The sequence below is a fragment of the Kitasatospora sp. NPDC088861 genome (assembly GCF_044750105.1).
Lineage (GTDB): Bacteria > Actinomycetota > Actinomycetes > Streptomycetales > Streptomycetaceae > Kitasatospora.
Window position 1 is genome coordinate 1 of record NZ_JBIVJF010000038.1, and the last position, 14,420, is coordinate 14,420.

At 73.7% G+C, this 14,420-nt stretch carries 10 protein-coding genes; 4 read left to right on the plus strand and 6 right to left on the minus strand.

Going from position 1 to position 14,420, the window contains the following annotated elements:
- Positions 1–283 precede the first annotated feature (283 nt).
- Positions 284–1,372 (plus strand): alpha/beta fold hydrolase, encoded by a 1,089-nt coding sequence (locus ACIP37_RS34750; protein ID WP_400812219.1) that lies wholly within the window; start codon positions 284–286, stop codon positions 1,370–1,372.
- Here the strand turns inward: ACIP37_RS34750 and ACIP37_RS34755 are convergent.
- The 6 genes from ACIP37_RS34755 to ACIP37_RS34780 all read right to left on the minus strand — a co-directional run bounded on the left by ACIP37_RS34755 (position 1,362) and on the right by ACIP37_RS34780 (position 9,186).
- Positions 1,362–2,699 (minus strand): FAD-dependent oxidoreductase, encoded by a 1,338-nt coding sequence (locus ACIP37_RS34755; RefSeq protein WP_363587276.1) that lies wholly within the window; start codon positions 2,697–2,699, stop codon positions 1,362–1,364. The genes ACIP37_RS34750 and ACIP37_RS34755 overlap by 11 nt on opposite strands.
- Positions 2,696–3,487 (minus strand): ATP-binding cassette domain-containing protein, encoded by a 792-nt coding sequence (locus ACIP37_RS34760; protein WP_363587275.1) that lies wholly within the window; start codon positions 3,485–3,487, stop codon positions 2,696–2,698. Before ACIP37_RS34760 ends, ACIP37_RS34755 begins: the two co-directional genes overlap by 4 nt.
- Positions 3,484–5,424, minus strand: a complete 1,941-nt coding sequence (locus ACIP37_RS34765; protein ID WP_400812221.1) for a dipeptide/oligopeptide/nickel ABC transporter permease/ATP-binding protein — start codon at positions 5,422–5,424, stop codon at positions 3,484–3,486. Before ACIP37_RS34765 ends, ACIP37_RS34760 begins: the two co-directional genes overlap by 4 nt.
- Before the next feature lie 7 nt (positions 5,425–5,431).
- On the minus strand, positions 5,432–6,394 hold the full coding sequence (locus ACIP37_RS34770) for an ABC transporter permease (protein WP_363587273.1): 963 nt from the start codon (positions 6,392–6,394) through the stop codon (positions 5,432–5,434).
- 74 nt (positions 6,395–6,468) lie between these two features.
- A complete protein-coding gene (locus ACIP37_RS34775) occupies positions 6,469–8,064 on the minus strand; it encodes an ABC transporter substrate-binding protein (RefSeq protein ID WP_400812223.1) in 1,596 nt (531 codons plus the stop codon).
- An 87-nt stretch (positions 8,065–8,151) separates the two neighbouring features.
- A complete protein-coding gene (locus tag ACIP37_RS34780) occupies positions 8,152–9,186 on the minus strand; it encodes a beta-ketoacyl-ACP synthase 3 (protein ID WP_363587271.1) in 1,035 nt (344 codons plus the stop codon).
- A gap of 353 nt (positions 9,187–9,539) precedes the next feature.
- Here ACIP37_RS34780 and ACIP37_RS34785 point away from each other — a divergent pair, with 353 nt between their 5' ends.
- The 3 genes from ACIP37_RS34785 (at position 9,540) to ACIP37_RS34795 (ending at position 14,374) form a co-directional block, all read left to right on the plus strand.
- A complete protein-coding gene (locus ACIP37_RS34785) occupies positions 9,540–11,240 on the plus strand; it encodes a DUF885 domain-containing protein (RefSeq protein ID WP_400812225.1) in 1,701 nt (566 codons plus the stop codon).
- Positions 11,241–11,549: 309 nt separating this feature from the next.
- Positions 11,550–11,891 (plus strand): DUF5132 domain-containing protein, encoded by a 342-nt coding sequence (locus tag ACIP37_RS34790; protein WP_363587269.1) that lies wholly within the window; start codon positions 11,550–11,552, stop codon positions 11,889–11,891.
- A gap of 188 nt (positions 11,892–12,079) precedes the next feature.
- Positions 12,080–14,374 (plus strand): ATP-binding cassette domain-containing protein, encoded by a 2,295-nt coding sequence (locus ACIP37_RS34795; protein WP_400812226.1) that lies wholly within the window; start codon positions 12,080–12,082, stop codon positions 14,372–14,374.
- Positions 14,375–14,420 lie beyond the last annotated feature (46 nt).

Genomic DNA, 14,420 nt, shown 5'->3' on the forward strand with positions numbered 1-14,420 from the left:
CTGCAGGGGGGACCCTGTGGGAGAGTAGGACGCCGCCGAACAATCATTCACAGAGAACCCCCATCCGGGAAACCGGATGGGGGTTCTTTGCATTTGTGGAGATGTGGCCTGGTGGCCGGCTCCTCTCCGATGGGCAGCGACACGGCGGCGGGGCGCGCGGTGGGTGGGGCGCAGGGCGGGCAGGGCCTGCCATGTCGAATGTGTGTTCGTGTGGGCGCGTCGGAGTGGGGGGATGGGGGAAGAACAGGGGGAGAGGTCGCCTCTCGGATGCCGTGGAGGACCGATGCGCCGGAACGGACGGGTGGCGGATGCCCTGCTCGCGTCGCTGAGCCGGGACTGGGCGGGAGTGCCGGTCGCGGTGCTGGTGGTGGGTGTGGGGGTCGGGCTGGTCGGGGGCGGTGCGGGATGGCTGGTGGCACTCGGGTGCTTAGTGGTGACTGTGGGTGTGGTACTGGCGGTCGGCGCGGTGCGGCATCTGGTGCTGGTCGGCCGGGGCGCGGGGGCGGGCGGGGCGCCGGGGCGGCTGGTGGGGGTGGGCGGACGCCGGATGCACGTCCTCGCCGAGGGGGTTGCCGGGGATGGGCCGACGGTGGTCTGGATGCCGGGCGGGCACGCGCCGGGCGAGGAGTTCGGGCAGTTGCACGCGATGATGGCGGCCCGGACCCGCTCGGTGCTGGTCGACCGGTTCGGCTCGGGCTGGAGTGACGTCGGGCCCTTCCCGAGGACGACGGCGGCCGAGGCGGAGGAGCTGGTGGCCGCGCTGGAGGCGGCGGGGGAGCGGGCCCCGTACGTGTTCGTCGGCCATTCCTTCGGCGGGCTGCTGGTCGCGAATGCCGCCAGGCGGCGGCCGGACGTGGTGGCCGGACTCGTGCTGCTGGATCCGACGCCCCTGGAGGTCATCGCCTTCGCGCCGCCCAATCGGCTGGTCGCGGGCATGCGCCGGGAGTTCCTGCTGACGGCGGTGCGGCACCTGTTCGGTGTTCACCGGGGCCGGGGCCGGGACAGTCGGACCGGCCAGTACTGCGCCGCCGCGTCGATCTTCGCGGAGCTCTCGCCCGTCGGCCTGGCGGAGGTGGGCTGGGAGACCGTGGTCTACGACGGGGACCTCGGCGACCTGCCGCTGGTGCTGGTCATACCCCGCGACCTCACGGGCGGGGAGACGGTGCTGGCCGCCGCCGGGGACGCCGCCGAGGCCGAGCGGATGGCGCGCTTCTACCTCGGGGCCCGGACCCGCTACCTGGCGGCGTCGACCGCGTCCCGGGTGGTGCACACGCCGACGGGAACCGGCCATGACTTCCCGACCGAGGAGCCCGGGTTCGTGGTCGGGGTGGTCTCGGATCTGGTGAGCGAACTGCGCACCCTCAGCCCATGACCGTGCGGGCGGAGCCGGTCCGGACCGGGCGGCGGCGGGAGAACGCGCCCAGGTCCACGACGTTGCCGGTGTGCTCGCAGCGGTAGCGGACCGGGTCGCCGTCATGGTCGTGGCCGGCCTCGACCAGGTCGATCAGGGACGCGAGGTAGCGGCCCACCAGCGGTGCGTTCTTGAACTGGTTGCCGCTCGTGCCCATGGCGACGTAGTAGCCGTCGAGGGCGGTGCGGTCGTAGATCGGGGTCCAGTCGTCGGCGACGTCGTACACGCCCGCGACGCCGACGGGCCGGCTGGGGACCGTGATCCCGGGGAAGCGGCGGGCCGCGCGGGTCACCTGGGTCCGGAAGCGGTGGGCGGTGGGGCGCGGGTCGGCTTCGTCCGGGTCGTCGATCCACTCCGGTGGGTCGCAGGCCGGCTGGGTGCCGCCGATGAGCAGGCGGCCCCCGGCAACCGGGCGCAGGTAGGTGCCGAGGTCGAGGTCGGCGACGACCGGAACCGGCCCGGGGCGGGCGGTGGGGCCGCTGGTGAGGCGGGTGGTGGAGCTGTCGGGCGCGGCGATCTGGTGGACCTCCTCGCGCAGGGGGCGTACACCGATGGTGAAGTCGCTGCCGACACCCGCCAGCCGGTTGAGGCCTCCCGACCACGGGCCGGCGGCGTTGACCACGACCGGCGCGGCGATCCGGGCCCCGTCGGCCAGATGGAGGCCTGCCACGCGGTCCGCGTGCCGGTCGACGGCCACCACGGTGCGGTGGAACAGGAAACGCGCACCCAGCTCGCCCGCCGCGTCGGCGAGGTTCTGGGCCGCGAGCTGCGGGTCGTCGACGAACCCGGCGTCCGGGGTGAACAGGGCACCGAGCTCACCGGCCGGGCCGTCGAAGAAGGCGTCGTCGTCCACGGGCTTCGGCGGCCAGTACCGCCCGGCGTCGATCCCGGGCAGGCGCCCGCGCAGGGTCGCGGTGTCCCACCGTTCGTACGGGACGCCGGCCAGGTCGAACAGGGCCGCGGTGTCGGCGGGTTCGGGGAAGGGCGCGTCGAGCAGCACGGCGCCGGTGCGGCGGAAGGCCGCGAGCGGGCGGCGGTCGGTGGTGAGCCCGAGGTGCTCGGGCCAGGACGCCCACAGGTGGAGGGACTCCCAGGCCGTGGCGACGCCGTCGAAGGTGGAGTAGTTGAACCGGACGATCGCGCTGGACGCGCCGGTCGATCCGTGGCCGGCCGCGCCGGCCTTGTCCACCACGACCACCTGCCGTCCGGTGCGGGCGAGTTCGAGGGCGACGGCGGTGCCGATCACCCCGGCCCCGACCACCACCGCGTCGGGTCGGTCGACGGTCATCGGGACCTCCGGGAGGGCGGTGGGCCGGACAGGCGGGGGACGGCGGCGAGGAGCTCGCGCGTGTAGGGGTGCTGCGGGTCGCGCAGGAGGGCGTCGGTGGGGCCCGTTTCGACGATCCGGCCGCGCTGCATCACCGCCACCGTATCGGAGACGTAGCAGACCGCGGGCAGGTTGTGGCCGATGAACAGCATGGACAGGCCGAGCCGTTGCCGGAGTTCGCGGATCGTGTTGAGGACGGACGCCTGTACCGAGACGTCGAGTGCCGAGGTGATCTCGTCGGCGATCAGGAGTCCGGGTCCGACGGCCAGGGCGCGGGCGACGGCGACCCGTTGGCGCTGGCCGCCGGACAGCTGCCGGGGCAGGCGGCCGGCGAGCCGGGGGTCCAGTCCGACGAGGTCGAGCAGCGCGGCGACGCGCTCGGTACGGGCGTGCCGGTCGAGCCACTGGAAGACGGTGGCGGCCTCGACGAGGGTCTGGCGGACGGTCATCCGGGGGTCGAGCGCGGTGTCCGGGTCCTGGAGGACGATCTGGACCAGGCGGCCGAGCCGGCGCCGGGCACGGACGGTACGGACCCGGACGTCCTGGTCGTCGACGAGGACCCGGCCCCCGTGCACGGGGGCGAGCCCGACGATCGCGCGGGCCAGGGTCGACTTCCCCGAGCCGGACTCGCCGACGAGCCCGAGCGTGGTGCCGGCCGGGACCTCCAGTGAGACGCGGTCCACGGCGGTGACGGGGCCGCGCGGGCCGTGGTGGCGGACGGTGAGGTCGCAGAGCCGCAGGCTGGTCATGACGGGTCCGCCTCCACCTGATGTTCCGTATGTTCCGTCGCCCGGTCCGTCTCTGCCGGCGCCGGCGGGGGGTACCAGCAGGCGACCCGCTGGAGCGCGTCGACGTCGTCCAGCTGCGGAGCCTCCCGGGCGCAGCGGTCCTGCCGGTACGGGCAGCGGGGCTCGAACGGGCAGCCCGGGGCGGGTGCGATCGGGTCGGGCGGCGCGCCCGCCACGGTGGGCAGCGGCCGGTCGCGGTCCGCGGTGAGGTCCGGTACCGAGGCGACCAGGGCCCGGGTGTAGGGGTGCCGGGCGGCGGTGGCGAGCCGGTCGGCGGGGAGGGTTTCGACGACGGAGCCCGCGTACATCACCAGGACGCGTTCGCAGAATCCGCTCACGAGCGCGATGTCGTGGCTGATGAACAGGACGGCGGCGGAGGTGTCCCGCCGCAGGTCGGAGAGCAGTTCGGTGATCTGCCGCTGCACGGTGGTGTCGAGGGCGGTCGTCGGTTCGTCGGCGATGATCAGGCCGGGCCGCATCATCAGGCCGGCGGCGATCATCACGCGCTGGCGCTGGCCGCCGGAGAGCTGGTGGGGGCGTGACCGTAGCAGGGCGGGGGGCAGGGCCACCCGTTGCAGGGCGTCCGCGGCATCGCGCAGGGCCTGGGTGCGGCTCGTGCCGAGATGGGTGCGGGGTGCCTCGGTGAGCTGGGTGGCGATCCGGAGTGACGGGTTGAGTGCCGTGGCCGGGTTCTGGAAGACCATCGCCAGGCCGGTCGCGAGGTGCTGGTCGCGCTGCTTCGGCGTCATGGCGTCCAGGTCGGCGCCGAGCAGCCGGAGGGTGCGGTGGGAGACCCGGGCGCGCTCGGGGAGCAGGTCGGCGATCGCGAGCGCGGTGAGCGACTTGCCGGAGCCGGACTCGCCGACGAGTCCGACGATCTCGCCCGGCCGCAGGGAGAGGCTCACCCCGCGGACCGGCCGGATCACGCCGTCCGGGGTGGGGAGTTCGACGCTCAGCTCCTCGACCTGGAGGACGAGGCCGTCCTCGGCGGGCCCACCCGGCCCGCTCGGCGCACTCGGCCCGCTCGGCCCACCCGGCGCGATCCGTCGCCGGGGCGTACGGTCCGTACGGTCCGCCGGGTTGCGCCGGGCGGCGCCTCCGGCCAGGACCTCGCCGAGCAGTTGGAACGTCACCGCCGCGTAGAGGATGGCCAGGCCGGGGGCGAGGGCGGGCAGCGGCTGTGCGTAGATCCGGTCGAGCCCCTGGTTGAGCAGTTGCCCCCAGTCGTAGCCGGGCGGTTGGACGCCCAGGCCGAGGAAGCTCAGCCCGGAGAGCGCGACCAGGGAGGTGCCCGCCGCCGTGGTCGCGCTCAGCAGCAGCGGTTCGGCGATGTTGGGCAGGACGTGCCGCCACAGCAGCCGGTGCCGGCGCAGGCCGAGGACCCGGGCGGAGGCCAGGTGGTCGGTGCCCGCGACGGCGGCGGCGAGGGTCTGGGCGAGCCGGGCGAAGCCGGGTACACCGGCGACGGCGAGGGCGAGCATCGCCCCGGCCGCGCCCGCGCCGAACACGACCGCGAGGAAGAGCGCGACCAGGAGCGCGGGGAAGGCGAGCAGGAGGTTGATCAGTGCCGCGAGCAGGCGGCGGGCGCGGGGGCCGACGACGGCGGTGGACGCGCCGAGGAGGATGCCCGTGCTCGCGCCGATCGCGGTCGCGGCCAGCGCGAGCAGCAGGGAGGGCCGGGTGGCGGTCAGGACCCGGGCGAGCAGGTCCCGTCCGAGGTTGTCGGTGCCGAAGGGGTGGGCAGTGGAGGGGCCTTGGAGCACCGCCGAGGGGTCGGGCAGGTCGGCCGCCGCGCCCCAGACGAGCGGGCCCGCCAGCGCGAGCACGATCAGAGAGGCCAGCATGGCGGTGGCGGCCCAGGCCATGGGCGAGCGGAGGTACCTGGTGGGAAGGGGCATCGGCACCTCAGCTCTCCCGGATCGTCGAGCGCGGGTCGAGCAGCGCCAGCAGCACGTCGACCAGGAGCGCGGCGAGCAGGACGGTCGTGCCCAGGATCAGGACCATCGCCTGGATCACCGGGTAGTCCTGCGAGCTCACGGACTGCGCCAGGGCCGAACCGATGCCGGGCCAGGCGAAGACCTTCTCCACCAGCACGGTGCCGGCGATCAGGGCGGGCAGCAGGCCTCCGGCGACGGTGAGCGCGGCGGTGGCCATGTTCGGCGCCGCGTGCCGTAGGTAACGGCGTAGCGGTGACAGCCGCTTTCCGCGGGCGGTGCGCAGGTAGTCCTCGGACAGCACCTTCAGCGCCTCCACCCGGACGATGCGCACCAGGACGGCGGTGGGCGCCACGGAGAGCGCGAGGACCGGCAGGACGAAGGACCCGGCGCCCGCCGTGCCGGCCACCGGCAGCAGTTGGAGGCCGACGGCCAGCAGCGCGGTGAGCCCGGCGGCCAGGACGAAGTCGGGGATCCCGGCCAGGCCGGCGGTGAGCGTGGTGAACGCCAGTTCGCTGCGCGGATGCCGGCCGTCCCGGGTGCGGACGGCGGCGAGCAGGCCGCCGGGCAGGGCGACGGCGAGGGTGACGAGGAAGGCCAGGCCGGCGATCTCCAGGGTGGCCGGCAGCCGGGTGCGGACGAGCTCCGCGACCGGTGTCGAGGTGACCAGCGAGGTGCCGAGGTCGCCGTGCACGAGGCCGTCGACATAGTGCCGGTACTGGGCCAGGAAGGGTTCGTCGAGCCCGAGTTGGTGCCGGCGTGCGGCCACCAGGGCGGGGGAGGCGTCGACGCCGAGCGCCGCGCGGACCGGGTCTCCGGGCACCAGGCGGATCATCGCGAACGATGCGGTGAGCACGACCCCGAGCGAGAGGAGCAGCCGGGCGGTGCGCCGGCCGAGGAACGCCGTCCACGGGTGCCGCAGGAGGCGGGGCATGAGGTGCCGCGGCAGACGCGGCAGATGCGGCAGAGGCGGCGAACGGCGGGGTACGGTCACGCGGGTTCCCCCGGTCATCGGTGCAGGCGGATGCTGGTGGGGACGAGCTGGCCGCCGAAGGTGGTGGCGAAGGTGGTGCTGCGCCCGTACACGCTGCTCCGGTCGTCGGCGATCGGCAGGGCGTCGGCCGATCGGAAGAGGGCGGCGGCGGCCCGGTTCCAGGTGGCGCAGCCTTCGGTGTCCGGTTCCCGGAGGGCCTGGGCGACCAGGGCGTCGTATTCGGGGTTGGCCACGCCCGCGAAGTTGAGGCCCTGGGCGGGGGGCGGGCCGGAGAAGAAGGGGATGAAGCCGACGGGCAGGGCGAAGCCGGGGGAGGTGCCGACCACGACGTCGAAGTCGCCGGTCTGGTACATGGCGTTGACGAGCGCGGGCAGGCTCTCGGTGACCAGCTTGACGTCCGCGCCCAGCACCGTCCAGGTCCGGGCCATCAGCTCGGCGACGGGTGACAGCGTGGGGCCGAGGTCGGGGCTGGTGATCAGGCGCAGCCGGAGCGGCTTGCCGTCCTTGGTCAGCCGGCCGTCCGGGCCACGGGTCCAGCCGGCGGCGCGCAGTGCCTCGGTGGCGTCCTGCGCGGGCAGGTTCGCGGCCGCGAGGTCGGCGTGGCAGACGGCGCCCTCGGCGCCGAAGTCGGTGGCGGGCGTGCCGGTGCCGCCGACGGCGACGTTGGCGAGGCCCTGGCGGTCGAGCGCGGACACCAGGGCCCGGCGCAGGGCCGGTTCGGCCAGCGGCCGGCCGGGGCGCTGGTTGAAGAAGGTCATCCCGACGACGGTCGCCACGTCGGTGGTGGACAGGCCGTGGCCGGTGAGCCGGGTGCGGTCCGGCCCGTTCACGTCCGCGATGTCGACGCCCCCGGTGAGCAGCAGGTTCGCGGTGGTGGAGGCCTGGGGCACCACCGAGATGACGAGGCGGGCCGGCAGGCCGGGCTCCGCGGTGGTCGCGCCGGCCGGGCCCCAGGTGTAGCCCTCGCGGACGGTGAACTCGTACGGCCCGCCCGGGGTGTAGTGGGTCAGCACGTACGGTCCGGTGCCCCGGGTGGAGCGGTCCAGCGTCCGGGGCCGCTCGAGGCCGGCGGGGCAGACGATCGGCAGCAGGCCGATGGTGCGGGTGAGGAACGGGAAGGGGGTGGTGGTGGTCGCCGTCACGGTGCCGGTCGCGTCGTCGGCGCTCGCGGTGTACGGGACGCTGGGCAGGACGGTCTGGGCGCCGGCGAGCTGGTTGGCCGGGTCTCCGGCGTAGGTCAGCGCGCGGGCGACCGCCGTGGCGGTGAGGGGGGTGCCGTCGGAGCAGGTGATCCCCGGGCGGAGGGTGAAGACGGCCGTGGTGGTGGTGGCCTCCCAGGAGGAGGCCAGGCCGGAGACCAGGGTGGCGTCGGCGGAGACGTTGACCAGCGAGTCGTAGGCGTAGCGGGCCTGGGCCGCGCCGAAGGCCGTGTACGGGTCGAAGCTCGGCGTCTCGCTGGACGCGGCGATCCGGACGGTCCCGTGTTCGACGAGCGGGGTGCTCGTCGAGGGACGGGCCGCGCCCCCGCAGCCGGCCACCGTGACGGTCAGTGCGGCGGCCAGGACGGTGGCGGCGGCCGTCCGGACGGGCGGCGGGGTACGACGGGGCATGGCCGTCATGGTGCCACCGAGTTCTGCCACTGGCGAGTCAACTCGCTTGCCCGGTAAGAGTGTTCGAATGTGGCACGGTGGTCGGGGTCAGGCGTGCCGGAGGCAGAGGGTGCCCCACTGGAAGCCCGCGCCGATCCCGGACAGGACGTAGGTGTCGCCCGGTCGCAGGCCGCCCGCGGCGACGGTGGAGTGGAGCGCGGTGAACAGGCCGGCCGATCCGGTGTTGCCGAGCCGGTCGACGGTGACGGGGACGCGGTCCTGAGGGACGCCCATGGCCTTCACGGTTTCGGTGAGGAGGTTCAGGTTGGCCTGGTGCAGGAAGAAGTGCCGGATCTCGTCGAGCGGCACGCCGGCCTGCCGGGCGGCGCTGGTGATGCTCTCGGGCAGGCGGGTGGTGGCGGTGTTCCAGACGGAGCGGCCGTCCATGCGCAGGTAGTGGGCGCCGGCGGCCAGGGTGGATGCGCTGGTGGGCAGCCGGGAGCCGCCGGCCGGGACCTGGACGTCGTAGGAGAGCTGGGAGCCCAGGTCGTAGGAGAGCAGGCCCGCGCCCGCGGTCTCGGAGCGGGTGAGCACGACGGCGGCCGCGGCGTCGCCGAAGAAGACGCCGGTGGTGCGGTCCGTGGGGTCGGTGATCCTGGAGGCGCAGTCGGCGGCGAGGACCAGGATGGTGGTGATGGAAGGGTTCTGGAGGAGGTGGGCGGCGATCAGTACGGCCTGGACGCCGGATGCGCAGGCCGCCTGGGTGACGTCCAGGGACAGGGCTCGGTGGGCGCCCAGGGCGTCCTTGACGATCAGCGCGGTGGAGGGCAGGGGCTGGTCCCAGGTGTAGGTGGCGACGATCACCGCGTCCAACTGGGCGGGGGCGGTGCCCGCCGCGTCCAGGGCCTGGTGCGCGGCGTCGACGCACATGTCGGAGGTGGCCAGGTCCGGGGCCAGGCGGCGGCGTTCACGGATGCCGGTGCGGCTGGTGATCCATGCGTCGCTGGTGTCGAGGGAGCGGGTCAGTTGCTCGTTGGTGACGACGGTCGGGGGCAGGTGCACCCCGGTCCCCGCGACGGCGAACGGGGCGGGTAACCCCGCGCCGGTGTGGTGGTGCAGGGGCTTGTCCTGGGTGACGGTCATGCGACGGTGCTCCGCTCGGGCGCGATCAGGACCTCCGGGGCGGTGTGGCGGCGGCCGGAGGCGCAGGGGTCGCCGAGCACGCTACGGCGGGCGGTCCGGGTGATGAGGGCGCCGCGATCCCGGAAACCGGATGCGGCGCACGCACAGCCGACCCTCCCGGCGCGCCGACCGGGGACAAGTAAGCTCATCAGAACGTCCGTGCGCACGGTGACATCCCGGGGCTCCGGTTGATGCGGTCGCCTTCTGCACGGGTCGGGGGCGAAACCCGCCGCCTCATCCGTTCGGGGGATACCGAGGCCGCTGTTTCGGGCGACCGGGCAGGGCGGCAGGCCCGGCACCGCCACACTGGCCGCATGAGCGCGAGGACGAACGAGCCGGGCCGGGCGACGAGCCATCTGGCGGACCGCTACTGGGAGTTCCTGCTGGAGCGCGATCCACTGCTGAGAGTCCGCCAGGGGCTCCCGGTCGAGACGCTCCCCGGAGCGTCGCCCGCCGAGGCCGAGGAACGGGCGCGGTTCGCCGAGGAGGTGCTGGCCCGGGCGCGGACGCTCGACGGCGCGGAGCTGTCCGGTACCGATGCCGACACCGTCGGATTCCTCGCGGGGTTAGCCGAGCAGGAGGTGCGCGCCCACCGCTGCTACTGGCTGACGCCCGCGGCCACGCCGTACCGGCTGTTCCCGCTGTCGCAGTACGTCGACGCGGCCCTGCGGAGCCACCGGTTCGGCGAACCAGCGGACGCCGAAAGGTACTTGGTGCTGGTGCGCGAGCTGGCCCGGGTGGTCGGCTCGATCGGTGACAAGGCGGCGGGGCAGGCCGCGCGCGGCTTCCGGGTGCCCGCTCCGGCCCTGCCCGGGGTACGCGCCACCCTCGCGGGCCTGCGGGCGTCGGTGGCGGAGCGCGTGGAGGTGGACGAGGCCCGGCTCGGTGAGTTGGGGCCGGCCGAGCGCGGACGGGTCCGGAGCGGCGTGCGGCGGCTGGTGGAAGCCGAGTTGCTGCCGGCCTTCGACGGCCTGCTCGCCGTCCTCGACGACCCGGACTACCTGCGGGAGGCGCCGCAGGTCGTCGGCTGGGCCCGGTACGAAGGCGGTGAGGAGGCGTACCGGGAGTTCGTCCGGATCCACAGCGGGGGCGACACGCCGCCCGAGCGGCTCCACGAGCTCGGCCGGGAGCAGTGCCGGGAGCTCGCCGAGCGGATGCGGGAGGCCCGCGTCGCCCTCGGATTCCACGGCCCGGAGGGGGAGTTCCACGAGCGGCTGCGCACCGAGCCCCGGCTCTACGCGCGGACTCCCGAGGAGGTCGAGGCCCGCTATCGCGGCTACCTCGACCGGCTCGCCCCGCTGCTGCCGCGCTGGTTCGCGGTGCTGCCGGCCGCGCCGTACGGACTGGCGCGGCTGGATCCGGCGCTGGAGGCGGGGATGACCTTCGGGTACTACGAGCTGCCCACTCCGGCCGCCCCGATCGGGCGCTACCGCTACAACGGTTCCGGTCTGGAAGGGCGCTCGCTGATCGGCGCGGCCTCCCTGATCCACCACGAGCTGGCCCCCGGGCACCACTTCCACCTCGCCCGGCAGGCCGAGAACCGCGTGCTGCCGCAACTGCGTCGTGAGGTGGCCGAGTTCGGCGCCTTCAACGAGGGCTGGGCCGAGTACGCGGCGGGCCTCGGCTGGGAGATGGGCCTCTACGACGACCCCTGGGACGCCTACGGGCGCCTTGCGCAGGAGCGATTCACCGCGCAGCGCCTCGTCGTGGACACCGGGCTCAACCTCGGGACGATGAGCCTGGAGCAGGCCCGGGACTTCATGCGCGCCAACTCCACCGAGGCGGACGGCCAGATCGCCTCGGACCTGCTGCGGTACTCGACGGACCTGCCCGGGCAGGCGCTGTCCTACCGTGCGGGCTACCTGGAGTTCGTTCGGTTGCGGGCCCGGGCGGAGGCCGAGAAGGGGGCCGGTTTCGAGGTGCGGACCTTCCACGAGGCCGTGCTGGGTGGTGGCGGGCTGCCGTTCCCCGTGTTGCGCCGACGGGTGGAACGAGGGGCCCAGGACGGGACCTGATAGTTAAATAGGATAATTGGCTTATTTGGTGAGTATGCATATTCCAGCCCGTGGAGGCGGATTGGATTTAAAGCACTCGCACGGGTGAATTCCGCCAAGGACGTTTGCTCTCGGTGGACCTGGCTCGACTACGGTGGCCAGGGAGCGGGCGGTGGACCCCAGAGGAATTTTCGGCCCAGCAGGGAATCCGGCACGGGAACGAAGAATTTCGGACATGGGTGCTTCCGTCCGCCCTGTTGTGTGTGCTCCGGAGTTCGCAGTGCCCCCGGGGTCCCCTGTCATCCGTCTGCGTAGAGAGGTTGGAGCATCATGCCGCCCGTAGTACCGCCCTTCCTGATCGGCCTCATCGTCGCGCCGCTGGCCAAGCGGCTCCTCAAGCCGCTGGTCCGTGGCGTCGTCAAGACGTCCGTCGGCATCGCCATGGAGGTGAAGAAGGCGGCCCATGAGGCCGGAGAGGGAATCCACGACCTCGCGGCCGAGGTGGCCGCCGACATGGTGGCCGCGCAGATCACCTCCGACGAGCACCACCGGGCCGCCGAGGGCCCCGTCCCGCACAAGGACAAGACCGAGCCCGTCCACCGGGTCGAGCACGAGTCGAGGGCCCCGAAGATCCGCGCGACCGCGACCGTCGGCGCCGGCAAGACTCCCTGACGCTCCGCCCCGCGGACCGATCAGTCGCTCGGGCGCATGTTTCGAACGGTCTCGGAAGATGTGCCCGAGCAGCTACCGCCGCCCCGTCGGCCGTATCGCTTTCCCCTTCAGACTTTCCATTTGCCGCGGTGCTCCGTCATGCCCAATGACGGTCCATCCGCGACCTCCGCAAACAGGTGATCGTACACATGCCATCTCTGCTGGCCGCAGCAGCCGGGAACCTTCCCGTGGATTCGGACGTGCGCCCGCGCTCGGTCATCCCGGGGCGCCAGCGCTGGGACGTCAAGCCGGTCCTCGGACGGCCCCGGACGGCCGAGATCCTCGCCGCCGCCCTGCGGCGCGTCCCCGGGATCACCGAGGCGCAGGCGAGTCCGGTCACCGGTGGAGTCCTCGTCCGGCACGACGCGCGGGTGCGCGCCGTGGACGTCGGCCGGATCGTCCGCAGGGCCGTCGCCCTGGTCGTGCAGGGGCCGACCGGGACGGTGAGTCCGGCGTCGGCGCGGCCCGCCGCACCGGCCCCGCGCCCGGACCGCGGCCTCGTCGTGCGACCGGTCCTCGCCGTCGGCGGCGGGGTGGCTGCCGGCGTCGCGCTGATCCGGGGGTCGGCGCTGAGCAGGCAACTGGTGGCACTCGGCGGGGTCGCGACCGCGACCGTGGCCGTCCTTCGGAAGGCCTGGCGCGGAACGGCCGACACGGCCGGCGAGCCGGCCGGGACCGGAACCGAACGCCACCCCCTGCTGGAGGTCGTCGGACCGCACCGGCGCCGGCTCTTCCGCGCCTCCGCGCTCTCGGTCGCCTGCCAGGTCGCGGAGATGGCGCTCGCCACCTTCCTCGGCTGGACGGCTCTGGTCCTCATCAAGGGCGAGGCCGCGCCGTTGGTCCGCATCGGTCTGACCACCGCGTCCGCCCAACTCTGGGGCCTGGCAGGGCTGGTGGCCGTCGCTTGTGCCGCCGTCGCGGGCCTCTCCTACTCCTCGAACCTCCAGTGGCGCCGACTCGGCCAGGACATCGAGCACGACTGGCGGAGCCGCACGTACGATCACGTCCAGCACCTCGAACTGCGGCACCTGGAAGGCGAACGGACCACCCGGATCGCCGGCGTGCTCACCGACGACGTCCGCCAGCTGGGCGCCTTCTTCACCACCTCGGCCAACGACGTGCTCCAGCTGGGCACCAGCCTGGCCATCCTGGTGCCGGTGTTCCTGCTGCTGGCACCGCAGATCGCCTGGATCGCGTTCCTGCCCATCCCGGTCATCGCCTGGCTGTCGCTCCGTTACCAGGAGAAGGTCACGGCCGACTACGCCGTCTCCGGTGAGAACCGGGCCAGGCTGCACAGCCAGCTGGTCAACAGCCTGGAGGCCGGCGCCACCGTCAAGAGCTTCTGCACCGAGGACTACGAGGCCGAGCGCATCGACCGGCTGAGCGCGGTGGCCCAGGAGAGCAACGAGCGGACCGACCGGAGCACGATCCGCCACGCCGAGACCGTCCGGGTCTGCACGACCAGCTCGATGGCCGGCACCCTGCTGATCGGCGGCCGGTCGGTACTCAACGGCAGCCTGCCGTTCGAGGTGTTCAGCCCGCTGATCGGGCTGCCCCAGATGGTGCTGCTGCGGATGAACCGACTCGGCGGCATCGTCGACCAGTACCAGCGCACGCTCGCCGCCTACGACCGGGTCCACCACCTGCGGGCCCTGCCCGTCGAGGCAGAGGGCACCGGAGGACCGCTCGACACCGGGAAGGTGCGGGGCGAGATCGTCCTCGACGGAGTGACCTTCGCCTACCCCGGCCGCCCGCCGGTGCTGGAGGACCTCTCGCTGACCATTCCCGCAGGCCAGGTCACCGCCCTCGTCGGCGCCACCGGCTCCGGCAAGACGACCGTCGCCAAGCTGCTGATGCGCTTCCAGGACGCGGAGTCCGGTGCCGTGCTGCTCGACGGGCGCGACGTGCGCGACCTGCCGCGCCGGGACCTGCGGGACGCGGTCGGGTTCGTCGCCCAGGACCCGTTCCTCTTCGACGGCAGCATCGCCGACAACATCCGCTACGGCAGCTTCGGCGCCTCGGACGAGGCCGTGGTCAAGGCGGCCATGATGGCCGAGGCGCACGCCTTCGTGGCGACGCTGCCGGACGGCTACGACACCCTGATCGGCGAACGCGGCGCCGCGCTCTCGGGCGGCCAGCGGCAGCGGATCGCCCTGGCGCGGGCGATCCTCAAGGACGCGCCGGTCGTGATCCTCGACGAGGCCACCTCCGCCGTGGACAACGAGACCGAGGCCGCCATCCAGCGCACGCTCCGGAGGTTCGCCGCCGAGCGGACCATGGTCGTGATCGCCCACCGGCTCTCCACCGTCCGCCACGCCGACCGGATCTACGTCATGGACAAGGGCGGCGTCGTGGCCGAACAGGGCACCCACGACGAACTCCTCGCCCAGCACGGACTCTACGCATCCCTCTGGCAGCTCCAGGCCGGCGAACTCGCCGCCTGACCGCAGCAGCCGCGCCACCTGAGCACCCACCGCGTGACGTCACCGC

Coding starts and splice junctions, on each gene's coding strand:
- ACIP37_RS34750 (WP_400812219.1), top strand. CDS start 284: ATGCGCCGGAACGGACGGGTGGCGGATGCCCTGCTCGCGTCGCTGAGC.
- ACIP37_RS34755 (WP_363587276.1), bottom strand. CDS start 2,699: ATGACCGTCGACCGACCCGACGCGGTGGTGGTCGGGGCCGGGGTGATC.
- ACIP37_RS34760 (WP_363587275.1), bottom strand. CDS start 3,487: ATGACCAGCCTGCGGCTCTGCGACCTCACCGTCCGCCACCACGGCCCG.
- ACIP37_RS34765 (WP_400812221.1), bottom strand. CDS start 5,424: ATGCCCCTTCCCACCAGGTACCTCCGCTCGCCCATGGCCTGGGCCGCC.
- ACIP37_RS34770 (WP_363587273.1), bottom strand. CDS start 6,394: ATGCCCCGCCTCCTGCGGCACCCGTGGACGGCGTTCCTCGGCCGGCGC.
- ACIP37_RS34775 (WP_400812223.1), bottom strand. CDS start 8,064: ATGCCCCGTCGTACCCCGCCGCCCGTCCGGACGGCCGCCGCCACCGTC.
- ACIP37_RS34780 (WP_363587271.1), bottom strand. CDS start 9,186: ATGACCGTCACCCAGGACAAGCCCCTGCACCACCACACCGGCGCGGGG.
- ACIP37_RS34785 (WP_400812225.1), top strand. CDS start 9,540: ATGAGCGCGAGGACGAACGAGCCGGGCCGGGCGACGAGCCATCTGGCG.
- ACIP37_RS34790 (WP_363587269.1), top strand. CDS start 11,550: ATGCCGCCCGTAGTACCGCCCTTCCTGATCGGCCTCATCGTCGCGCCG.
- ACIP37_RS34795 (WP_400812226.1), top strand. CDS start 12,080: ATGCCATCTCTGCTGGCCGCAGCAGCCGGGAACCTTCCCGTGGATTCG.